19 protein-coding genes are annotated in these 18,896 nt (G+C 69.3%); 7 read left to right on the forward strand and 12 right to left on the reverse strand.

Annotated features, from left to right (window positions below; translation table 11 throughout):
* Nucleotides 1-35 precede the first annotated feature (35 nt).
* Nucleotides 36-239, forward strand: coding sequence for a hypothetical protein (locus tag J2851_RS18775; protein ID WP_209767944.1), 204 nt, complete (start codon nucleotides 36-38; stop codon nucleotides 237-239).
* A gap of 380 nt (nucleotides 240-619) precedes the next feature.
* The gene (locus tag J2851_RS18780; RefSeq protein ID WP_209767946.1) at nucleotides 620-991 is read left to right on the forward strand and encodes a MarR family winged helix-turn-helix transcriptional regulator; all 372 of its coding nucleotides are present in this window, start codon (nucleotides 620-622) and stop codon (nucleotides 989-991) included.
* Nucleotides 992-1,099: 108 nt separating this feature from the next.
* Here J2851_RS18780 and J2851_RS18785 read toward each other — a convergent pair whose 3' ends face one another.
* From J2851_RS18785 to murJ, 3 genes are all read right to left on the reverse strand, one after another.
* On the reverse strand, nucleotides 1,100-1,717 hold the full coding sequence (locus tag J2851_RS18785) for a pyroglutamyl-peptidase I (protein ID WP_209767948.1): 618 nt from the start codon (nucleotides 1,715-1,717) through the stop codon (nucleotides 1,100-1,102).
* A 15-nt stretch (nucleotides 1,718-1,732) separates the two neighbouring features.
* Complete coding sequence (gene trpS / locus J2851_RS18790; RefSeq protein WP_209767950.1) at nucleotides 1,733-2,731, reverse strand: tryptophan--tRNA ligase; 999 nt, start codon at nucleotides 2,729-2,731, stop codon at nucleotides 1,733-1,735.
* Nucleotides 2,732-2,792: 61 nt separating this feature from the next.
* The gene (gene murJ, locus J2851_RS18795; RefSeq protein ID WP_209767952.1) at nucleotides 2,793-4,367 is read right to left on the reverse strand and encodes a murein biosynthesis integral membrane protein MurJ; all 1,575 of its coding nucleotides are present in this window, start codon (nucleotides 4,365-4,367) and stop codon (nucleotides 2,793-2,795) included.
* Between the two features lie 185 nt (nucleotides 4,368-4,552).
* Between murJ and J2851_RS18800 the strand changes: the two genes are divergently transcribed.
* Nucleotides 4,553-7,177, forward strand: a complete 2,625-nt coding sequence (locus tag J2851_RS18800; RefSeq protein ID WP_246500760.1) for an ATP-binding protein — start codon at nucleotides 4,553-4,555, stop codon at nucleotides 7,175-7,177.
* Between the two features lie 169 nt (nucleotides 7,178-7,346).
* Entirely contained in the window at nucleotides 7,347-8,468 is a 1,122-nt protein-coding gene (locus J2851_RS18805) for a branched-chain amino acid ABC transporter substrate-binding protein (RefSeq protein WP_246500761.1), read from the forward strand.
* A 136-nt stretch (nucleotides 8,469-8,604) separates the two neighbouring features.
* Here the strand turns inward: J2851_RS18805 and J2851_RS18810 are convergent, their stop codons facing one another.
* Nucleotides 8,605-9,528: a replication protein RepA gene (locus J2851_RS18810; protein WP_209767954.1), complete on the reverse strand. Its 924-nt coding sequence runs from the start codon at nucleotides 9,526-9,528 to the stop codon at nucleotides 8,605-8,607.
* Between the two features lie 476 nt (nucleotides 9,529-10,004).
* On the opposite strand from J2851_RS18810, the gene J2851_RS18815 reads away from it, so the two are divergent.
* On the forward strand, nucleotides 10,005-10,592 hold the full coding sequence (locus J2851_RS18815; RefSeq protein WP_209767955.1) for a phosphatase PAP2 family protein: 588 nt from the start codon (nucleotides 10,005-10,007) through the stop codon (nucleotides 10,590-10,592).
* A 2-nt stretch (nucleotides 10,593-10,594) separates the two neighbouring features.
* Here J2851_RS18815 and J2851_RS18820 read toward each other — a convergent pair whose 3' ends face one another.
* From J2851_RS18820 to coaBC, 8 genes are all read right to left on the reverse strand, one after another.
* Complete coding sequence (locus J2851_RS18820) at nucleotides 10,595-10,870, reverse strand: hypothetical protein (protein WP_209767956.1); 276 nt, start codon at nucleotides 10,868-10,870, stop codon at nucleotides 10,595-10,597.
* Nucleotides 10,867-11,304 (reverse strand): DsrE family protein, encoded by a 438-nt coding sequence (locus J2851_RS18825; protein ID WP_209767958.1) that lies wholly within the window; start codon nucleotides 11,302-11,304, stop codon nucleotides 10,867-10,869. Before J2851_RS18825 ends, J2851_RS18820 begins: the two co-directional genes overlap by 4 nt.
* Before the next feature lie 11 nt (nucleotides 11,305-11,315).
* A complete protein-coding gene (locus J2851_RS18830; protein WP_209767959.1) occupies nucleotides 11,316-12,104 on the reverse strand; it encodes a HesA/MoeB/ThiF family protein in 789 nt (262 codons plus the stop codon).
* Between the two features lie 46 nt (nucleotides 12,105-12,150).
* On the reverse strand, nucleotides 12,151-12,969 hold the full coding sequence (locus J2851_RS18835; protein ID WP_209767960.1) for a hypothetical protein: 819 nt from the start codon (nucleotides 12,967-12,969) through the stop codon (nucleotides 12,151-12,153).
* A 430-nt stretch (nucleotides 12,970-13,399) separates the two neighbouring features.
* Nucleotides 13,400-14,359, reverse strand: coding sequence for a cysteine synthase A (gene cysK, locus J2851_RS18840; RefSeq protein WP_209767962.1), 960 nt, complete (start codon nucleotides 14,357-14,359; stop codon nucleotides 13,400-13,402).
* 94 nt (nucleotides 14,360-14,453) lie between these two features.
* The gene (locus J2851_RS18845) at nucleotides 14,454-14,909 is read right to left on the reverse strand and encodes an RrF2 family transcriptional regulator (RefSeq protein ID WP_209767963.1); all 456 of its coding nucleotides are present in this window, start codon (nucleotides 14,907-14,909) and stop codon (nucleotides 14,454-14,456) included.
* On the reverse strand, nucleotides 14,909-15,400 hold the full coding sequence (gene dut / locus J2851_RS18850; protein WP_209767964.1) for a dUTP diphosphatase: 492 nt from the start codon (nucleotides 15,398-15,400) through the stop codon (nucleotides 14,909-14,911). Before dut ends, J2851_RS18845 begins: the two co-directional genes overlap by 1 nt.
* Complete coding sequence (gene coaBC / locus J2851_RS18855) at nucleotides 15,397-16,665, reverse strand: bifunctional phosphopantothenoylcysteine decarboxylase/phosphopantothenate--cysteine ligase CoaBC (RefSeq protein WP_209767965.1); 1,269 nt, start codon at nucleotides 16,663-16,665, stop codon at nucleotides 15,397-15,399. The genes dut and coaBC overlap by 4 nt, the downstream gene beginning before the upstream one ends.
* Before the next feature lie 291 nt (nucleotides 16,666-16,956).
* On the opposite strand from coaBC, the gene J2851_RS18860 reads away from it, so the two are divergent.
* Nucleotides 16,957-18,390: a sigma-54-dependent transcriptional regulator gene (locus J2851_RS18860; protein ID WP_209767966.1), complete on the forward strand. Its 1,434-nt coding sequence runs from the start codon at nucleotides 16,957-16,959 to the stop codon at nucleotides 18,388-18,390.
* 296 nt (nucleotides 18,391-18,686) lie between these two features.
* Nucleotides 18,687-18,896, forward strand: a complete 210-nt coding sequence (locus J2851_RS18865; protein WP_209767967.1) for a cold-shock protein — start codon at nucleotides 18,687-18,689, stop codon at nucleotides 18,894-18,896.

Below are 18,896 nucleotides of genomic sequence, written 5' to 3' on the forward strand. Positions count from 1 at the left end.
ACGATGAACACGATGACTGTGAAAGGAAGGATCCCATGCAGACGCTGTGGAGCACTTTGCGGCGGCAGTGGCTGGACCCGGGCGGGGAGCCCGCGGCCGGGGCGGAGCACCTGTGCGACCACCTCCGGCGCGATATCGGGCTGACGCAGACCGAGGCCGGCTCTTGCGCGCCCGAATACATCCGCGAACGGAACTTTTCGGAAGCCCGGTCATTTTTGACCTTGCAAGCCTACCGCTGACGGGCGATACCGGATCCCGTCGGATTTCCTGAACAACCGACATCCTTTCAACCCACGGAGACCACGATGAAAGCCATCGTACCCACCAGCTGGACCCGCCGACATGGCGACCCGTCCATGCGAGCTATCGGCCGCAACCTTAACGACAACGCCCTTCAACGCGCAGGGTTTGAACGGGAATTCCGCATAGGGAGAGGAAGCGATGAGTGTCTTTTGGGGCTTTTGCGGCCGTTCCGTCTTCGTTGAGCACGCCCTTTGGGCTTCTCCGGACCAGTTCTTCGACGTCCGGCGGGAAAACGGGGAATTCGTGATATGGCTTGGACGCCTGCACATCATCTACACACCGGCCCGATGGGGTCCTCGGCCAGGGGGGCTCGCTGATGCCGGCCCGCGTTCGTCCTGACGAGGTGACCACCGTCGTCCATGTGCTCGAGGCGTTTCGCAAGCTCGATCCCGACCTGCCGATCCAGTACGCGCTGTCCTTCATGACGATCGCGCAGAACGAAGGGATTTCCATCGGCGAGCTTGCGGAACGCCTGGGCATCGCCCAATCCTCCGCCTCGCGCAACGTCGCGGCTTTGAGCCGCTGGCACAGCTTCGGGAAGGCCGGTCTGGACCTCGTCCAGGCCCAGGAAGACCCCCGCGAGCGCCGCCGCAAAATCGTGACGTTGACCGACCAGGGGCGCGCGTTCCTGGAAGACCTGCGCGCCATCGTCAGCCCGCGCGACTTCCGCCCCGCCAAGTCGGCGTGAACCAACAATTTCGTAGTGCGTAGGTTGGGTGGAGCGCAGCGCAACCCAACACACGCCGCAAGGGCGATGCTGTTGGGTTCCGGCTGCGCCTGCACCCAACCTACGGCTCTACGCCGTCTCGCCCAGCCCCTGCTGCAACAGCCCCACCAACGTCCGCACCGCCAGTTCCTGGCGTTCCAGCCGCAGGCCGACGCGGCCGGACTGGCCGGCGACCTGCTCGGGAAGCGGCGGCAGGTGGATGAAGCCCATGGGCAGGTCCAGCCCGCGCGTCTCGATCAGGTGGCGCGCCCGGTAGAACAGGTGGTTGCAGACGAAGCCGCCGGCGAAGTCGCTGAAGGTCACCGGCAGGCCGGCGATGGCCAGCTCGCGCATCACCATGGGGATCGGCAGGGCGGAGCCGTAGGCGGTCGGGCCGTCCGGCTCGATGGGGGAGTCGGTGCGCACGACCCCGGCGTTGTCGGGCTTGTCGCTCTCGTCCCGGTTCCAGGCGAGCCGTTCGACCTTGATGTAGTCGGAATTGCCGGCCAGCCCGAAGCACAGGGCGGCGGCCGGCCGGTGTTCCTCCACCAGCGTGGCGAAGGCGGCACCACAGACGTCGTATTCGACCGGCAGGACCGCGGTGACGACCCCCGGCTCCCCGGCCAGCCGCTCCATCAGCAGCGCCGTCGGGTTGACGGCGTTGTCGCCGAAGGGCTGGAAGCCGGTGAGGAGGATGGGGGCCGTCATGGTGTCGGTCCCCGATTACGGACGCAGAAGGCCGATGATGTCCTTCACGTCGTTCAGGTTCTTCTCGGCGATGGCCTGGGCGCGCTCGCCGCCCTTGCGCAGCAGGCGGTCGATCTCGCCCTTGTCGGCCAGAAGCTCCTTCATGCGCGTGGTCATCGGGGCCAGCTTGGCGACCGACAGGTCGACCAGCGCCGCCTTGAAGCCGGAGAACTGGGATCCTGCGAACTGCTGGACGATCTGCTCGCGCGTCTGGCCGGCCAGGGCGGCGTAGATGGTCACGAGGTTGTCGGCCTCCGGACGCTTCTCCAGGTCGGCGACGCTGTCCGGCAGCGGCTCCGGATCGGTCTTGGCCTTGCGGATCTTGGTGGCGATGGTGTCCGCGTCGTCGGTCATGTTGATGCGCGAATATTCGGACTCGTCCGACTTGCTCATCTTCTTGGTGCCGTCGCGCAAGCTCATCACGCGCGTCGCCTCGCCCAGGATCTGCGGCTCGGGCAGCGGGAAGAACTCGGTCTCGTAGCGGCGGTTGAAGGCGCCGGCGATGTCGCGCGACAGCTCCAGATGCTGCTTCTGGTCCTCGCCGACCGGCACGTGGGTCGCCTTGTACAGCAGGATGTCCGCGGCCATCAGCACCGGGTAGGAGTAGAGGCCGAGGTTGGCCATGTCCTTCTGCTTGCCCGCCTTCTCCTTGAACTGCGTCATGCGGTTCAGCCAGCCCAGCGGCGTGTGGCAGGACAGGATCCAGCCCAGCTCCGAATGGGCGGAGACGAAGGACTGGTTGAACAGGATGTTCTTCTCCGGGTCGATGCCGGCGGCGATGTAGGCGGCCGTGACCTCGCGGATGTTGTTGCGCAGGACCTCCGGGTCCTGGTCGATGGTCAGCGCGTGCAGGTCGACGACGCAGAAGATGCACTCGTACGTGTTCTGCAGCTCAACCCAGTTCCGCAGCGCCCCCAGATAGTTGCCGAGGTGAAGCTGCCGGGTCGGCTGCATGCCGGAGAAGATGCGGTTCACGGGGTTCTCTCGCTCGAAAACGTCTGGAAGGGCGGAGTTATCGCCCCGGAACCGGGCCGGGTCAAGTCGCGGGCGGCACCGATTCCGGGGTGTCGCGCCGCAGGAAGGCCTTCACGTCGGCAAGGTCGGTGCCGCCCAGCAGCTGCGCCAGCCCGGCGAACAGCGCCACGCCGCCGCCCACCAGCAGGGTCAGCGCCCCGAAGCGCACCAGCGTGGCCGGCGCCTCCAGCCAGGGCGCCAGCAGCGCGGCCCCCAGCAGCAGCCCGGCCCCCATGCCCAGCGCCGCCGCCAGGATGCGCGGCGCGCGGCGCCGGATCCGGTCGTCCAGGTGCAGGAAGCCGCGCCGGTGCAGCGCCGCCGCCAGCAGGCCCAGGTTCAGCCACGCGGTCAGCCCGGTGGCCAGCGCGATGCCCACATGCTCCAGCGCCGGCATCAGCGCCAGCCCGATCGCGACGTTGGCGACCGTGACGATGACGGCGACGCGCACCGGGGTGCTGGTGTCCTGCCGGGCGAAGAAGGCGGCGTTCAGCGACTTCACGAGAACGTGGGCCGGGATGCCGATGGCGTAGGCGGCCAGCGCCCAGGCCGTCGCCTGCGCCTCGGCCGGGCCGAAGGCGCCGCGCTGGAACAGCACGGCGACGATCGGCTCCCCCGCCACGCCCAGCGCGATGGCGGAGGGCAGGGCCAGCAGCAGGCTGAACTCCACCGCGCGGCTCAGGTAATGGCGGATCATCGGCTCGTCGCTGGCGGCGGCGTGGCGGGCCAGCACGGGCAGAAGCGCCGTGCCGATGGCGATGCCGATGATGCCCAGCGGCATCTGGTTCAGCCGGTCGGCGTAATAGAGGAAGGACACCGCCCCCGACGGCAGGAGGGAGGCCATCACCACGTTCAGGAACAGGTTGATCTGCATGACCCCGGCGCCGATGGCGCCCGGCCCGACCAGCCGGAACAGCCGCCGCATCCCCTCGGTCAGCCGCGGCCGGACGAGGCGCAGCGTGACACCGGCGCTCCGGCAGGCCCAGGCCATCCAGGCCACCTGCACCACGCCGGACAGGGTGACCGCCGCGGCCATGGCGTATCCCGAATCCAGCCCCAGCCGCGGGGCGATCAGCAGGGCCGCGATCAGCGTCAGGTTGAAGGCGATCGGCGCGGCGGCGAAGGGGCCGAAGCGGTCCAGCGCGTTCAGCACCCCGCCCAGCAGAGCCACCAGGGAGATCAGCGCCAGATAGGGAAAGGTCAGCCGCGCCATGGCCACGGCCAAGTCGAATTTCGCCGGCTCGTCCGCGAAGCCGGGGGCCAGGACGTGCATCAGCCAGGGCATGGCCGCGATGGCCAGCGCCGTGAAGGGCAGCAGCGCCGCCAGCAGGATCGCCAGCGCCTGCTCCGCGAAGGCCACGGCGGTGGCCCGGCCGTTGCGTTGCAGCTCGGCGGCGAACAGCGGCACGAAGGCGACGCCGAAGGCGCCCTCCGCGAACAGGCGGCGGAAGAAGTTGGGCAGCTTCAGCGCGACGAAGAAGGCGTCGGCCACCGGCCCGGCGCCGAGGACGGCCGCCGTCAAAATGTCGCGGGCGAAGCCGGCAAGGCGGCTCAGCAGGGTCAGGCCGCCGACGGTGGCGATGGCGCGGGCGAAGCTCATGGGCGTGAACTCATGGGCTTGAACTCTTGGGTTGGGCGGGTATACCCGCCCGTCCCCCGGGTGGGAAGCCGGCAAAAGCCGTAGGATGTTCCACCCACAGGAGGTAGGATGCGCTAATATGATCATTGCTAGGGGCATAGTTGCTCCGCCAGTGTGGCGTCAGGCTGTATCCGGGGACGGGTTTGTTGCGCGCGATCACCTTCCTGAAGAGCGTTGACGCCCGTCTGGTGCTTCCCGCGGCGGCGGTCGCGGTCGCCATCGCGGCGCTGTGGTGGACCCTGCTCGACCGCATCGACCGGGAGGAGCGCTTCCTCGACCAGACCACGCGGCAGCACACCGCCGTCCTCGCCCAGCTGGTGGAGGAGCAGGCGGTCGCCACCTTCCGGCGCCTGGACGACGTGCTGGTCGACATCGCCGACCAGTTCGAGAAGAACGACCCGCTGCGCATCCCCGCCCGGCGCTACGCCGAGGAACAGCTGGCCGCCTCCATCCGCGTCTATGACGAGGCCGGGCGCCTGACCCTGGCGGTGGGCCGGGCCAACACCCGCGATCTGCTGGTCGAACACGACGAGTTCCGCCTGCACAGGGAAGGCGGCCACACCAAGGGCGTGCGCAAGGGCTTCGTCATCGGCGCCCCGTTCGTCAGCCCGGGCACCCGCGAGGTGTTCATCCCGGTGTCGCGCCGCATGGAAACGCCGGACGGTCGGTTCCGCGGCATCGCCGTCGCCGACGTTCCGGCGGAGGCGTTGTCGCGCTTCTACCGCGGGCTGAACCTGCCGCCGGGCAGCACGGTGGCGCTGGCCCGCGCCGATGGCCCGATCCTGGCGCGCCAGAACGGGCAGGTGGAGGTCGTCGGCCGCACCTTCGCCAACTCCTGGATCTGGCCGGAACTCGCCAAGTCGCCGATCGGCAACGCCCGCGCCGTCAGCCCGGTGGACGGGGTGGAGCGCATCACCGCCTACCGCCTGTCCTCCCACTATCCGGTGATCACCATCGTCGGGGAATCGGTCGACACGATCTTCGGCCCCTGGCGCCAGAACCGCGTGCTGTCCATCGCCTGGGCCGGGACGACGACCCTGGTGATCCTGCTGTTCACCACCGCCTTCCTGGTGGAACTCGCCCGCCGCCGCAGCGGCGACCGGGAGTTGCGCATCCGCAACCGCGCCATGGCCTGGAGCGGCGACGGCATCCTGGTCGCCGACGCGACCCGGCCCGGAACCCCGGTGGTCTACGCCAATCCGTCCTTCGAGCGGCTGATGGACCTGGAGCCGGGCGGCGCGCTCGGCCGGCGCGTGCTGGGCATCCTGGAGGGGCCGATCGGCGACCCGTCGATCATCCAGCCTCTGCGCGAGGGCATCGCCGCGGCGGAGGACACGCGGGTTGAATTCCGTCACTCCGGCGCGTCCGGCGAGGCCTCCAGTCCTGGCTCCGGCCCCGACCCCGGTGCGGTGTGGCTGGAGCTGCGCGCCTCGCCCGTGCGCGACGATGCCGGGCGGCTGGTCAGCCTGATCGCCATCGTCCGCGACATCACCGAGCACAAGAACGCCCAGGCCGCCCTGGCCGAGGCGCGGCGGGAAGCGGACCGGGCCAACGTCGCCAAGTCCAAGTTCCTGGCCGCCGCCAGCCACGACCTGCGCCAGCCGGTGCAGTCCCTGCTGCTGCTGATGGAGGTGCTGTCGGCCCGCACCAGCGACGCCCCGACGCGCAAGGTGCTGGGCACCATGGACCGCGCGCTGAACGCGCTGAAGATGCTGCTCGACGGGCTGCTGGACGTCTCGCGGCTGGAGGCCGGGGCGGTGGAGCCCAACCGCACCGTCTTCCCGGTGGCGGAGCTGATGGACCGCATCGCCGCCAACAGCCGTCCGGTGGCGGTGCGCAAGGGGCTGGTCCTGCACATCATGCCCTGCTCCGCCCATGTGGACAGCGACCCGATGCTGCTGGGCCGCATCCTCCAGAACCTCGTGGAGAACGCGCTGCGCTACACCGCGAAGGGGAGCATCCTGGTCGGGTGCCGACGCCACGGCGCGGTGCTGCGGATCGAGGTGTGGGACACCGGCATCGGCATTCCCGCCGACCGGCAGGACGACATCTTCCAGGAGTTCGTGCAGGTCGGCAACGCCAGCCGCGACCGCGACCAGGGCCTGGGCCTCGGGCTGGCCGTGGTGCGCCGCATGGCCGGCATCCTCGGCCACCGGATCACGCTGCGCTCCGAACCGGGGAAGGGGTCGGTCTTCCGCGTGGAGGTGCCGCTGGTCGCGGTGGCGCCGGCCCCGGCCCCGGCGCCTGCGGCCGAACCGCCGAACGAACCGCTGCCGGACCGGCTCGGCTGTCCCTCCGCCGAGCCGCCCCCGCCCTCGCCCCCGCCCTCGCCTCCGCCCTCGCCCCCGCCCTCGCCGGCATCCCCGAAGCGGACGGGACCGCGCATCCTGGTGGTGGAGGACGACCCGATCGTCCGCGAAGGCTTCCGCATGATGATGATGCAGTGGGGCCATGACGTGGTCGCCGCCGAAACCTGCGCGGAGGCGCTGGCCCTGGTGGAGAGTGCGGGCGCCCCGGACGTCATCGTCACCGACTACCGCCTGGACGGCGGCTGCACGGGAACGGAGATCATCCGCGACGTTCGCCGCGCGGTCAGGCGGTCCGTCCCCGGCATCCTGGTGACCGGCGACACCGCGCCGGAGCGGCTGGCCGAGGCCGAGGCCGGCAATTTCCGCGTCCTGCACAAGCCGGTGATGGCCGGCGACCTGCAACGCGCCGTCGCCGACGCGCTGGCCGGCGCCGGGGCGGAGTTGCCCGCCCTGGCCGGGTGACCGTGCAAGGGGGCCCGTGCGCCATGCGCCGGGCGACCGTCAGCCCTTCCGGTTTGCCCATGCGGTTTCGACGTTGTGTCGCCCCGACCCGTTTGATTGTGTGCGCCCCCCGCCGCATTTGATGACCGTTCTGTTACGGTATCGTTGCTGAAAGAGGAGGCCACACACCATGAAGCGCGCAACGCGGGCGACGGCCCTCGCCCTGATGTGCCTGGGCGCGAGCCTCGGGGCCGGCTTGGGGGCCATGCCCGCGCGGGCCGACATCGCCGTCGCGCTCGCCGGCCCGTTGAGCGGGTCCGCCTCCATCTACGGCCGTCAGGCGCGTTCGGGCGCCGAGGCCGCGGTGGCCGACATCAACGCGCACGGCGGCCTTCTCGGGCAGAGGCTGGTCCTGACCGTCGCCGACGACGCCTGCGACGAGCGGCAGGCGGTGGAGGTGGCGAACCGGTTGGTCGCGCAGAAGGTGGCGGTGGTGATCGGTCCTGTCTGCTCCGGCGCGGCCATTGCCGCTTCCACCGTCTACGCGCAGGCGGGGATCCCGATGATCTCGCCGACCGCGACCGCCCCGCAGTTGACGGAACGCGGCCTGCGCACCGTCTTCCGCGTCTGCGGCCGCGACGACCAGCAGGGGGAGGTCGCCGCCGCGCTGATCGCCGACCGCTTCCGGGACCGGACCATCGCCATCGTCCACGACCGGCAGCCCTACGGGCAGGGCCTCGCCGAGGACGTGAAGCGCCGCCTGAACGCCGCCGGCATCAAGGAAACCCTGTTCACCACCGCCAGCGGGGACGAGGAGCAGGCCGCTCTGGTGGCGTCGCTGAAGGCGCAGGGCGTGCAGGTGCTCTACTACGGCGGCTACGACCAGGAACTGGGGCTGATCGCCCGCCAGATGGCGGAACAGCGCTTTCACCCGCAGATCATCGGTGCCGACGGCATCCAGCCGCAAACCTTCTGGAACATCGCCGGGGCGGCGGCGGAGGGCACTCTCTTCACCTTCCCGCCCGACCCGCAGACCAACCCCGCCGCCAAGCCGGTGGTCGAGTCGATGAAGGCCAAGAACCTGCGCACCGAGGGCTTCACCCTGTTCGCCTACGCGGCGGTGCAGGCCTACGCCCAGGCGGTCGGCAAGGCCAACAGCGCCAAGCCCGACGAGGTGGTGAACGCGCTCCACGCCAACCCGGTGGAGACGGTGATCGGCACCCTGTCCTTCGACGACAAGGGCGACGTGACCAAGCCCGGCTACGTCGTCTGGGCCTGGAAGGACGGCAAGAAGGTCCAACTGGACCAGTAGGAGGGTACGTCTGGTCGGCGATTGCCAATCCCTCACGCCCCTGGCAATCGCCGACTCCCCCCTTCACCTCACGTCCAGAACCTCAAGCTTGGCAATCGCCGACGCCCTTACGGGGGTTGGCAATCACCGGCAACCATCACCGGCTGATCGCCTTCCGCTCCGGAATCGGCGGGGGGGAGGGGTGCAGCAGCACGCCGGTATCGGAAATCTCCACCCGCGCCGCCTCGTAGACGGCCAGCGCCAAGTCCAGCGCGACGCGGAACTCCGGCTTGAAGTGCTTCAGCTCCTTGTAGCCGCCACCGAACTGGGTGAAGAGCGCCTTCCAGGTCACCGGCACCGGGTCGCGCAGCACGTGCAGCCGGTAGGCGAGCCAGACATAGACGTCGATCGCCATGGAACAGCCGCCGATGTGGCGGATCGCCGGCTCCCAGATCGGCACGGGGGACCGCTTCAGCGCGGCGAAGAAGGTCTCCGACAGCTGCACCGTCTCGCGCCACAGCGTGCCCTGCCCATCGTCGTCGCGCAGACGGATGCCACCGTTGACGATGTTCTCCTTGGCGAAGCCCTCCGCCCCGTCCTTGTCCCAGAAGAAGGTCAGGCGGCACAGGTTGATGCGGGTCGCCTGCTCCTGCACCGCCTTGTAGGTGGAGCCGCCGGCCGACACGCCCATGCGGTCCAGCCAGTCGTTCATGGACCGGCCAAGCTCGATCTCGCGGCTGTTGTCCTGGATGGCGCGCGTCTGCAGGTACAGCAGGATCAGCCGCGCCTTGGCGCCATAGGGCACGCCGACCGGCGTCAGGCTGCCGTCGCGCTTGCGCTCCTTGCCCGGCTCCACCAGCAGGGTCACGCGGCCCTGGTCGCGGCGCCACTCGGCGTCCGGCGCCAGCTTCCGGTGCGGCAGGCTGGTCAGGCAGAATCCCGAATAGGTGATGCCGAGCGCGTTGGATTCGTCCTCCAGCACCGCCGCCGCCACATCCACCACGCTGGCGCGCTTCGGGTCCACGAGGTTCCGCGCCTCGCGCCGGCCGTGCGTCATGATGAGTTGGTGTACGTCGCCCATCGGTCCCAATCCTCCGGTCCAGTCTTCCGGCAGTCGAACATGCACAGGCCGGAGAGTCCATTTGGCGATCGCCGACGAGGCTAATTGAGACCTAATTGCCGGAGTCTATTTGCTAGGTCGGCGATTGCCAGGGGACGACTCGGGATTCCGTCGGTGATCGCCAAGGCCCGCGTCGGCGTTCGCCAAGTCTTGGTGTGGGAATCCGGGCGACTCGACCCCTGGTCGGCGATTGCCAAGCGCTTGATCGGCCTTGCGATTCGCGACTCGGCACAAGGGGGTGGATGCGGGGGGAGTCGGCGATTGCCAAGCGTCCCCGGGGGGCGTCTTTTGGCAATCGCCGACCATTCCCGGCTCCATGCCCCCCGACGGTCGGCGATTGCCAAAGCCGGGGGGCGGCCCCGCAACCAAACGCCAGCGGGGCTGTTGATGCACCGCCGCCCGACGCAGGCGGGCCATCAGGTTGGGAGAACCGGTTCATGACCGTGGACGAGTTCGGGGACGAGGTGCTGCGTCGCATGAGCGCCCTCGATGAGGCGGCCCACCGCAAGGCGGTCGCCCTGGGGGAGGAGGCGCCATCCCTGCGCGACGGCCTTCAGGTGCCGAGTTCGCGCAAGGTGCTGCTGCCGCTGCTGGCCGGGCTGTGGGCCGCCGGCCGCGCCACGCAGTCGCCGGCCCTGTCCCGGCTGGCGCGCCAGGGCCTCTTCGCCATCGGCCTGGGGGCGATGGCCACGAAGGCGGGCAAGCGGATCGTCTGCCGCGCCCGCCCCAACCAGGGCCGCGACCCGGCGCGCTGGGGAAAGGCGGACGGCAAGCACGCCTCCTTCCCCTCGGGCCACGCGACCACGACAGCGGCGGTCGCCACCGTGGTCGCCCTGAACCGTGGCCTGTCGCCCGTCACCGTCGCGGGGGTCGGCTTCGCCGCCGCCGTCGGCTGGTCGAGCCTGGCGACGGAGCGTCATTGGGCCACCGACCTGCTGGCCGGATCGGTCACCGGCATCGTCGCCGGCGTGGTCGCCGACGCCATGGACGAGTGGGTGGAGGAGCGGACCGGTCGGGAAGCGTAGCTTTACGGCCGGTCGAGCTTGCCGATCGCCTCGCGCAGGATGGCGACCTTCGGGGCGAAGCGGCCGGCCGGGTCGCCGTCCTCGATGAAGCCGATCATGATGCCGAGCGCGTGGGCCACCTTCGGCGCCAAGTCACGCACGGGGTGCGTCCGCACGCGCTCCGCAAGCCGGTCGAGGTCCGGCTGGTAGGGCCGGCCCTCGAAGCCGTCGGCGGCGATCGCCTCGAACCGGTTGGCGTGTTCGATGACGAGCGCCGGGTCGGCGGCGGGCGCCGTCATACGAAGACGATGGCGCCGGTCTTCGGCGCGTCGTTCAGGAAGGTGACCACGCCGCCGGTCTTCACCGGCACGTCCGGACGCAGAGCCACGCCGGGCGGCAGGCCCAGCGCGCGCAGCCCCATCTCGCAGGCCATCACGGTGACGTTCAGCATCACGCAGGCGCCCAGCAGCTCCTCGAAGCCGGCGACGCCGTTGGCGGTGAACCAGCCGTCGCGCTCCGCCGGGCTGCGGCCGTCGTCGGCGGCGTCCAGCCCGTGCCAGCCGGGCACCCCCGGCTCCGTCTCGTCCAGCAGGGCGGCGAGCGCGCGGCCGGTGAAGAACAGGGTGACCTTGCGGTTGGTCGCCGCCGCCGCGCTGGCCATCACCAGGGCGTAGTGCACCCGGTCGAAGCCGCCGGCGAACAGCACGATGGACAGGCTTTCAGGGCCCTGCATGGCAAATCCACTCAGTGGGCGGAGAGGTCGTGGATGGTCGGGTGGGCGCCGCAGAGCGGGCATTCCGGGTCGCGCTTGACGGCGATGCGCTGGTAGGACCCGTAGAGGGTGTCCATCATCAGCAGGCTGCCCGACAGGCTTTCCCCGATGCCCAGGATTTCCTTCAGCACCTCGGTCGCCTGGAGCGAGCCGACGAAGCCGCCGAGCGCGCCCAGCACGCCGCCTTCCGAACAGGAGGGCACCAGCCCGGGCGGCGGCGGTTCCCGGAAGATGCAGCGGTAGCAGGGGTGCGGGTCGCCGAGATGGGCCTTGAAGGTGGAGACCTGCCCGTCGAAGCGCAGGATCGCCGCCGACACCAGGGTCTTGCCGGCCAGGTAGCAGGCGTCGTTCAGCAGGAAGCGGGTGGCGAAGTTGTCCGACCCGTCGGCCACGATGTCGTAGCGGCCGATCAGGTCGAGCGCGTTGTCCTTGGTCAGGCGGGCCTTGTGGGTCTCCACCGTCACGTCGGGGTTCAGCGCGCGGATGCGGGCGGCGGCGCTCTCCACCTTGGGAAGGCCGAGCGTCGATTCGTCGTGGATGACCTGGCGCTGGAGGTTCGACAGGTCCACCGTGTCGTCGTCGACGACGCCGATGGTGCCGACTCCGGCGGCCGCGAGGTAGAGCAGGAGCGGGGCGCCGAGGCCGCCCGCGCCGACGACGAGGACCCGCGCGCGCAGCAGCGCCGCCTGTCCGATGCCACCGACCTCCGGCAGGATGATGTGACGGGAGTAGCGGTGGAGCTGGGTGTCCGTGAAGTCCATGGGCGCAGAATAGCGCGGAGCCCCCCACCCAGCGCAAGAGGCCGGGTCAGGTGATGACAGCCATCTTGTAGGGCTTGCTGGTGGACGAGCCGGACGTGGCGCTTTTCGACGCGTCCTGGGCCGCCCAGTCGCGCAGCCGGCTTTCGCGCTCCCGCAGGATCTTGTCGATCGGCCGTTCCTCGGTGGTGTCCGTGGCGTCCTTGGCGATCTTCGGCAGGAAGTTCATCTGGTAGGGCACCTCGCCCGCCACGTTCTTCGGCGGGACGACCACCAGCTCGTACTGGCCCGGCGTGATCTTGAAGCTGGGCTTCTTCAGCATGTCCTGGCCCATCTTCGTCGGGTCCATGGTGTCGCCCGACGCGGCCACCTTGCCGTCCTTGCCCACGATGGCCCAGCGCGTGTAGGGCAGGGACATGTTGGCGACGAACTCCCCGCCCTGGACGACGTTCAGCGTGTGCTTCTGCACGCCGGGGTCGTTGCCGGCCACCTGGCGGGCCGTGCCCTTCATGGATCCGCCCGATGCCAGCATCATGATGTTCTGGCGCTCGGTCACCTCCAGCGTGTATTCGCGGTTGTTCACGCCCCGCGTCGCCTGGGAGATGATCGCCGTGTAGGTGCCGGGCCCGAGCTTGGCGTTGGCCGACGCCGATTCGTTCTTCGCCTTGGCTTCCGCGACGACCTTGTTGTTCTGGTCGACGATCTTGATGTTGGTGTTGATGTCGTTGATCTTGAAGTTGAACTCACCCGACTTGGACACCGTGAACTGCCGGTAGTCCGTCGACGCGCCGTTGGGTCCCAATTCGTTGGTGATGCCGCGGAACTGGAACCAGTTCATCGTCGAGGCATTCGGAACCGTGACGCCCATGGTGGTCACTCCCAATCAAGCGGAGCCGGTAAGGCCGTGGGCCGGCTTTGCTGTGGGCTCCAGATTACTAAAATTCGATCGACCTGTCAAAATTCGGCCCGGAAAGCCGGACCGGACAGCGACCCGCACATTCTACAGCAGGGTGCGCGGCCTTGCAATCTTCGCCGTCCGGTTGCGTGCCGTGCGACGGAATGAAACGCTGTGAAACACGAAACGCGGTGATGTCGCACGGATCGCTCCTTCCGCCCTCGCCCGAATAAGGAATTTGATCCTATCGGGTGGCGAAAGGAAAAGCAATCGGCGGGATCAAACCACAGAGACACGGAGACACAGAGAAACCAATCTCTCCGTGTCTCCGTGTCTCTGTGGTGAATTGCCCGGCGGCCCGGCGGCCCGGCGGCGCTGGTCCGCCGGGCCGCATGACTCCGCCTTACTCCAGCCCCTCGAACAGGGCGGTGGAGAGGTAGCGCTCCGCGAAGGAGGGCAGGATGACGACGATCAGCTTGCCGGCGTTCTCCGGACGGGCGCCGACCTCCAGCGCCGCGGCCAGTGCGGCCCCCGAGGAGATGCCGACCGGAACGCCCTCCAGCCGGGCCACCTTGCGGGCGGTCTCGAAGGCGCGCTGGTTGGAGATGCGCACCACCTCGTCGATCAGGTCCTTCTGGAGGACGTCCGGGACGAAGCCGGCGCCGATGCCCTGGATCTTGTGCGGGCCGGGCATGCCGCCGGACAGGACGGGGCTGTCCTCCGGCTCCACCGCCACGGCGCGGAAGGTCGGCTTGCGGGCCTTCAGCACCTCCGCCACGCCGGTCAGCGTGCCGCCGGTGCCGACGCCGGAGATCAGGATGTCGGCCTTGCCGTCGGTGTCCTTCCAGATCTCCTCCGCCGTGGTGTTGCGGTGGATCTCCGGGTTGGCCGGGTTCTTGAACTGCTGGAGCATGTAGGCGTTCGGGTCGGTCGCGACGATCTCGTCGGCGCGGCGGATGGCGCCCTTCATGCCTTCCGACGCCGGGGTCAGCACCAGTTCCGCCCCCAGCAGCTTCAGCATCTTGCGGCGCTCGACCGACATGCTCTCCGGCATGGTCAGGATCAGGCGGTAGCCCTTGGCGGCGGCCACGAAGGCCAGCGCGATGCCCGTGTTGCCCGAGGTCGGCTCGACCAGCGTGGTGCGGCCGGGCTCGATGGTGCCGGCGCGCTCCGCCGCCTCGATCATCGCGAAGCCGATGCGGTCCTTCACGCTGGCCAGCGGGTTGAAGAACTCCAGCTTGCCGACGATGTCCGCCTTCACGCCGGCCTCATCGGCCAGCCGCTTCAGGCGCACCAGCGGCGTGGCGCCGACCGTGTCGAGGATGCTGTCGTAGATCTTTCCGCGGAATTCAGAAGCCGCCATGGTTCCGCTCCTCCAATATGTGGTTTATCGCCCGTTTTCACATTCTGGGATGATTTTAACCGCTTTCCTTGTGGGATTAAACGGTCGTGTTCGCTCAGATGGTGAAATCGATGCGGTCTTCCGTTTCGCTTTCCACCCCGGCGGAGCGGGCGCGCAGGCAGAGGTCCTCGATGGTGACGTCCTCCAGCTTCTTCATGCACTCCTCCTGCAGCTCGGCCCACAGCGGGCGGACCACCTTGTGGCCGAGGATGGAGCCCGCCGGTTCCTCGATCGGGTCGGTCGCCGTCTCCATGGAGCGGACCACCTTGACGATCTCGCCCAGCGTGATCCGCCGCCGCTCCCGCGCCAGCCGGTAGCCGCCGCGCGGGCCGCGCACGCCGGCCAGGATGCCGTCGCGGACGAGCTGCTGGAGCACCTGCTCCAGGTAGCGCTTGGGGATGCCCTGGCGGCGGGTGATCTCGCCGGATTGCACCGGCTCGGTGCCGGCGTTGTAGGCGATGTCCAGCACCGCCTCGATCGCGAACATCAGCTTCTTGGAGATGCGGAGCATCACAGGGACTCCTGCTTGGACGTGTGCTGGGGCGCCTCATGGGCGTGCTGTCCCGTGGAGCCGAATCCGCCGGTGCCGCGGGTGCTGTCGGGCAGGGCGGCGGCCTCGCTCCAGACGACCCGCTCGTAGCGGGCGACGACCAGTTGGGCGATGCGCTGCCCGCGCTCCACCGTGAAGGGCTGGTCGCCGTGGTTGACCAGGATGACGCCGACCTCGCCGCGGTAGTCCGCGTCGATGGTGCCGGGGCTGTTCAGCACGGTGACGCCGTTCTTCAGCGCCAGGCCGGAGCGCGGGCGCACCTGCGCCTCGAACCCGTCGGGCAGCGCCAGCGCGATGCCGGTGGGGACCAGCGCGCGCCGCCCAGGCTCCAGCACCAGCGGCGCGGCGACCGCGGCGACCAGGTCGAGCCCGGCCGCGTGTTCCGTGGCGTAGGCGGGAAGCTCCAGCCCCTCGGCGTGGGGAAGGCGGACGACCGGAACCGTGACGCTCACGGAACATTCTCCTGTTTGGTTTGGTCTGGGGTGGTTGCGGAAGGCTGGTTGAAGTGCTGGGCGATGGCCTCGGCCAGGCGGGCGGCCACGGCCTCCTTGCCCATGGTGGGCCAATCCTCGATCCCGCCGTCGCGGATCAGGTGGACGGTGTTCTCGGACCCGCCGAAGGTGGTGGTGCCGGGCGAGACGTCGTTGGCGACGATCCAGTCGCAGCCCTTGCGGATGCGCTTGGCCGTCGCGTACTCCACCACGTTGCCGGTCTCGGCGGCGAAGCCGACGACCAGCGCCGGGCGCTGCGACGTGCTCTGCGACAGGGCGGCCAGGATGTCCGGGTTCTCGGTCAGGGTCAGGCCGGGCGGTCCGCCGCCGTCCTTCTTCAGCTTGCGATCCGACTCGCCGGCGACGCGCCAGTCGGCCACCGCGGCGGCGCAGACGGCGATGTCCACCGGCAGGGCGGCCTCGCAGGCGGCCAGCATCTCCCGCGCGGTCTCGATGGGGCGGATGGCGCAGCCCGGCGGATCGGCCAGCCGGGTCGGGCCGGTGACCAGAGTCACCTCCGCCCCCAGCCGGTGCAGCGCCGCGGCGATCGCGTGCCCCTGGCGGCCGGAGGAGCGGTTGGCGATGTAGCGCACCGGGTCGATCGGTTCAAAGGTCGGGCCGCTGGTGACCAGGGCGCGCTTGCCCTTCAGCGGCTTGGGCGCGTCCCGTTCCTCGAAATAGGTGACGATGGCCTGGAGGATCTCCATCGGCTCCGCCATGCGGCCGAAGCCGTATTCGCCGCAGGCCATGTCGCCCTTGTTCGGGCCGACGCGGCGCACGCCGCGCTCTTCCAGCAGCCGCATGTTGGCGCGGGTCGCCGGATGTTCCCACATGCGGACGTTCATGGCCGGGGCGACCAGCACCGGCTTGTCGGTCGCCAGCACGACCGTGGCCGCCAGGTCGTCGGCCATGCCCGCGGCCATGCGGGCCAGCAGGTTGGCGGTGGCCGGGGCGACCAACACAAGGTCGGCGGCGCGCGACAGCTGGATGTGCCCCATCTCCGACTCGTCGGTCAGGGACCACAGATCCTGGTAGACCGTGTCCTCGGTCAGCGCCTGCACGGACAGGGGGGTGACGAACTGCGCCCCCGCCTTGGTCAGGACGGCGCGCACGGTGGCGCCGCGTTCCTTCAGGCGCCGGATCAGCTCCAGGCTCTTGTAGGCCGCGATTCCGCCCGCGATGACGAGCAGGATGCGCTTGCCGGACAGCAGGGGGGAATCGGCCACGGGGGACTCGCCCTTCCTCGCGATTGATTATGTAGAATTCAGATATTCCATCGCGGCGTCCGGTACAAGCGTCCTTCGCCGTGGCCTACAGCATCTTTTGTGTGAAATAAGATCCGGCGCCGGCTTGTGAAACCGTGTGGTGCGATATTTCGTTGCGTGCCCCCATTCCGGGTCTTTCGCCGCGGGCGCGCCATCGCGTAGAGTGCATTTTAAGGATTTGGTGCTACCCACCGCTTCCCGATCCCTTATCGGACGCCGCCACGCCGCCTGTTCATCCGCATCGATCGGTCCATGACTTCGCGCGCCACGCCAATCCTTCTGGTGGAAGACACCCCGTCGCTGGCCCGCGTCTATGCGGAGTTCCTGAAGAAGGAATCCGACGGCGTGGTGACGGTGGAAACCGGTGCCGCGGCGCTGGAGCAGCTGGCCGACGGCGTGCCGCGCATCGTGCTGCTGGACCTGCAACTGCCGGACATGCACGGGATGGAGGTGCTGAAGCGCATCACCGCCCAGGCGCTGCCCTGCGCGGTGATCATCATCACCGCCCACGGCTCGGTCGGGGTGGCGGTGGAGGCGATGCGCTACGGCGCGTACGATTTCCTGGTGAAGCCCTTCTCGGCGGACCGCCTGACCATCACGGTGCGCAACGCCATCGAACGGCTGCGGCTGGCGCAGATCGTCGAGACCTTCGGCAAGGACCTGGCGCGCAGCCGCTACCACGGCTTCATCGGGTCGTCGCTGTCCATGCAGGCGGTCTACCGCATCATCGACAGCGCCGCGTCGTCCCGCGCGACGGTCTTCATCACCGGTGAGTCCGGCACCGGCAAGGAGGTCTGCGCCGAGGCCATCCACCGGCAGAGCCCGCGCGCGGAGCGGCCCTTCGTCGCCATCAACTGCGGGGCGATCCCCAAGGACCTGATGGAAAGCGAGATCTTCGGCCACATGAAGGGGTCCTTCACCGGGGCGCTGGCCGACCGTGAAGGGGCGGCGGCGCGGGCCGACGGCGGCACCCTGTTCCTGGACGAGATCTGTGAGCTGGCGCCCGACCTGCAGACCAAGCTGCTGCGCTTCATCCAGACCGGCACCTTCACGCCCGTCGGCGGCAGCAAGCTGGAGAAGGTGGACCTGCGCATCATCTGCGCGACCAACCGCGACCCCCTGCGCGAGGTGGAGGAGGGGCGGTTCCGCGAGGATCTCTACTACCGCCTGCACGTCATCCCCATCCACCTGCCGGCGCTGCGCGAGCGCGAGGACGACGTGCTGGAGATCGCCCGCCATTTCCTGGCCGACTACGCGCGGGAGGAGGGCAAGGGCTTCAATCGCTTCTCGGCGGAGGCGGAGCAGGCGTTGCGCGCCTATCACTGGCCGGGGAACGTGCGGCAGGTGCAGAACGTCGTGCGCAACATCGTGGTCCTGCACGACGGCGACACGGTGACCCCGGCCATGCTGCCGGCCCCGCTGGGCGCGCCGCCCGCGAACGGCCACGGCGCGGCGCACGCGCACGCTCATTCCCCGCCGGCCCATTCCCCGCCGGCCCAGCCTCCCTTGGCCCAGCCTCCGTCCCCGAAAGCGATCAAGCCGCTGTGGGAGGTGGAGCGCGACGCCATCGAAGAGGCGGTCGCGGCCTGCGACGGCAACATTCCGCGGGCCGCCGCGCTGCTGGAGATCAGCGCCTCCACCATCTACCGCAAGCGCCTCGCCTGGCAGGCCGAAGGCAAGATCTGAAGCAATCGTTTCGCCTGCGATCCATTTCGCAAGACGATCGAAAGTCTTGCCACACGAAGGGGTGCCGCCATCGGCTTATTTCCGAATGACGGTGCCGATTGCATTGGGCATATGCCCTGAAGCCGCCTTGCCGGTGTGGGCTTTGTGCGGCTAGCCTCCCCTCGCATCATCTTCGTTCCTTTTGGCCTTCCTTCGCTTTCCAACAATGTCCCGCGGCCGGCCCGTGACTCCATCCTCATGGGCCGGCCGCGGACACCGACCAGACGCCCAGATTTCGATGTAGGGGAGTTCGCCTGATGACCACCGGCACCGTGAAATGGTTCAACACCACAAAGGGTTATGGTTTCATCGCGCCGGAGGCCGGCGCCAAGGACGTGTTCGTCCACATCACCGCCGTGCAGCGGTCGGGCCTGCACGCCCTGTCGGAAGGCCAGCGCGTCCAGTTCGAGGTCGCCCGCGGCAACAACGGCAAGGACGCCGCCGTCAACATCAGCGTCATGGAGTGA

This window comes from Azospirillum rugosum, from assembly GCF_017876155.1.
GTDB lineage: Bacteria > Pseudomonadota > Alphaproteobacteria > Azospirillales > Azospirillaceae > Azospirillum > Azospirillum rugosum.

Excerpts from the sequence above, each read along its gene's own strand:
- J2851_RS18820 (WP_209767956.1), bottom strand. The coding sequence starts at position 10,870 with ATGACGGCGCCCGCCGCCGACCCGGCGCTCGTCATCGAACACGCCAAC.
- J2851_RS18810 (WP_209767954.1), bottom strand. The coding sequence starts at position 9,528 with ATGGGCGACGTACACCAACTCATCATGACGCACGGCCGGCGCGAGGCG.
- murJ (WP_209767952.1), bottom strand. The coding sequence starts at position 4,367 with ATGAGCTTCGCCCGCGCCATCGCCACCGTCGGCGGCCTGACCCTGCTG.
- J2851_RS18835 (WP_209767960.1), bottom strand. The coding sequence starts at position 12,969 with ATGGGCGTCACGGTTCCGAATGCCTCGACGATGAACTGGTTCCAGTTC.
- J2851_RS18805 (WP_246500761.1), top strand. The coding sequence starts at position 7,347 with ATGAAGCGCGCAACGCGGGCGACGGCCCTCGCCCTGATGTGCCTGGGC.
- J2851_RS18865 (WP_209767967.1), top strand. The coding sequence starts at position 18,687 with ATGACCACCGGCACCGTGAAATGGTTCAACACCACAAAGGGTTATGGT.
- J2851_RS18825 (WP_209767958.1), bottom strand. The coding sequence starts at position 11,304 with ATGCAGGGCCCTGAAAGCCTGTCCATCGTGCTGTTCGCCGGCGGCTTC.
- J2851_RS18830 (WP_209767959.1), bottom strand. The coding sequence starts at position 12,104 with ATGGACTTCACGGACACCCAGCTCCACCGCTACTCCCGTCACATCATC.
- J2851_RS18780 (WP_209767946.1), top strand. The coding sequence starts at position 620 with ATGCCGGCCCGCGTTCGTCCTGACGAGGTGACCACCGTCGTCCATGTG.
- J2851_RS18775 (WP_209767944.1), top strand. The coding sequence starts at position 36 with ATGCAGACGCTGTGGAGCACTTTGCGGCGGCAGTGGCTGGACCCGGGC.
- J2851_RS18815 (WP_209767955.1), top strand. The coding sequence starts at position 10,005 with ATGACCGTGGACGAGTTCGGGGACGAGGTGCTGCGTCGCATGAGCGCC.
- J2851_RS18845 (WP_209767963.1), bottom strand. The coding sequence starts at position 14,909 with ATGCTCCGCATCTCCAAGAAGCTGATGTTCGCGATCGAGGCGGTGCTG.
- cysK (WP_209767962.1), bottom strand. The coding sequence starts at position 14,359 with ATGGCGGCTTCTGAATTCCGCGGAAAGATCTACGACAGCATCCTCGAC.
- J2851_RS18785 (WP_209767948.1), bottom strand. The coding sequence starts at position 1,717 with ATGACGGCCCCCATCCTCCTCACCGGCTTCCAGCCCTTCGGCGACAAC.
- J2851_RS18860 (WP_209767966.1), top strand. The coding sequence starts at position 16,957 with ATGACTTCGCGCGCCACGCCAATCCTTCTGGTGGAAGACACCCCGTCG.